Genomic DNA, 1,277 nt, shown 5'->3' on the forward strand with positions numbered 1-1,277 from the left:
ATGAGAGCATGGCTTATTGGCTTAGCAGTCATTATCGGTTTGGCAGGTTGTGCGGACAACACTGCTGGGATCCGAGTTGATGGCCAAACACAAAACGTATTTTTTAACGATAACGTATTGGGCAGCCGACTGTTGGTTGACAACATCACCACGACTTACGTCGATGATCGACCACGTGGTGTGGTGCAGTTAAGCAGTAACTACAAAGGTGACCAGCACATTCTTTATCGCTTCTACTGGTACGACAACAATGGTTTGGAAGTGAACACCAAACCGGGGCCTTGGCGCAAAATGATCGTGCGTGGATTTGAATCTGTGACGCTGTCGGAGGTCACGGTCAATCCAAATGGCACACATTTCCGTGTTCAAATTAGAGAAGCACAAGACGATTAATCTTAACGGCTTTGCCGTAGCTGCCGCGCCAACATGCGCTGGTATTGATATAACTAAGGAACTCTCATGAAAAAAAGTATTATTGCTCTTTTAGGTCTAGCCGTTGTTTTGGGTGGTTGTTCTAACAAAGTCTCTTACGGTGATTCACAAGCGACTGAAACCACAACCATCGATTTCGGTTCGACGGACCTACAAAAAATTGCTGGCGAGATGGTAGACAGCATGATGATGTCAGGGTCAGTAGCAGCAATTACTCGTGACCAACGTCCAATCGTGTTTGTTGAGCGAATCAAGAACAAAACCAGTGAGCACATCGACACTGAATCGATCACTGATACCATCTCAACTAAAATGCTGAACTCAGGCAAATTCCGCTTTGTTGATATGGACCGCGTAGAATCGGTTCGTGAGCAACTTAACTTCCAAAATACGGACGAGCTTGTTAACCAAAGTACAGCAATTCAGTTTGGTAAAATGGTCGGTGCGCAATACATGCTTTACGGTAACCTTTCTAGCATCGTGAAAAATGCAGGTAGCGATAAAGATGTATACTACAAAATGACAATGCGTTTGATGGATTTGGAAACAGGCCTAATCGAATGGGCTGATGAAACAGAAATCCGCAAAGAGCAATCTAAGAGCCTATTTGGCCTTTAATTGACCATAATGGAGAAGTCATCAATGGCGTGGTTTTCTTGGCAACAAGCAAAACAGTTAGATCCGAGCTTAAATGCGTTAGATGGCTTCTTTTCAGAACCTCCGGTGAAGGTGCAAACCGTCACCGGAGGGCTCACCAACCGCTGTTGGCGGTTGGAATCTTCTCAAGGCCTTGCTTATGTCTGGCGACCGACCAGCAACGTATGCAAGGCTTTTTCTATCTCTCG

General features: G+C 45.3%; 2 protein-coding genes and 1 pseudogene. All 3 read left to right on the forward strand.

Annotated features, from left to right (window positions below):
- The coding region (locus R8N28_RS25290; protein ID WP_005456243.1) for a YcfL family protein at positions 1 to 393 on the forward strand (393 nt) is incomplete at its 5' end.
- A gap of 66 nt (positions 394 to 459) precedes the next feature.
- Positions 460 to 1,050 carry a penicillin-binding protein activator LpoB gene (gene lpoB / locus R8N28_RS25295; RefSeq protein ID WP_062855073.1) on the forward strand — a complete coding sequence of 197 codons (591 nt, stop codon included), beginning with the start codon at positions 460 to 462 and terminating at the stop codon, positions 1,048 to 1,050.
- Positions 1,051 to 1,074: 24 nt separating this feature from the next.
- Positions 1,075 to 1,277 (forward strand): annotated as a pseudogene (locus R8N28_RS25300) (thiamine kinase); the annotation flags it as partial.

It is taken from the genome of Vibrio sp. Vb1554 (genome assembly GCF_033344235.1).

Coding starts and splice junctions, on each gene's coding strand:
- lpoB (WP_062855073.1), top strand. CDS start 460: ATGAAAAAAAGTATTATTGCTCTTTTAGGTCTAGCCGTTGTTTTGGGT.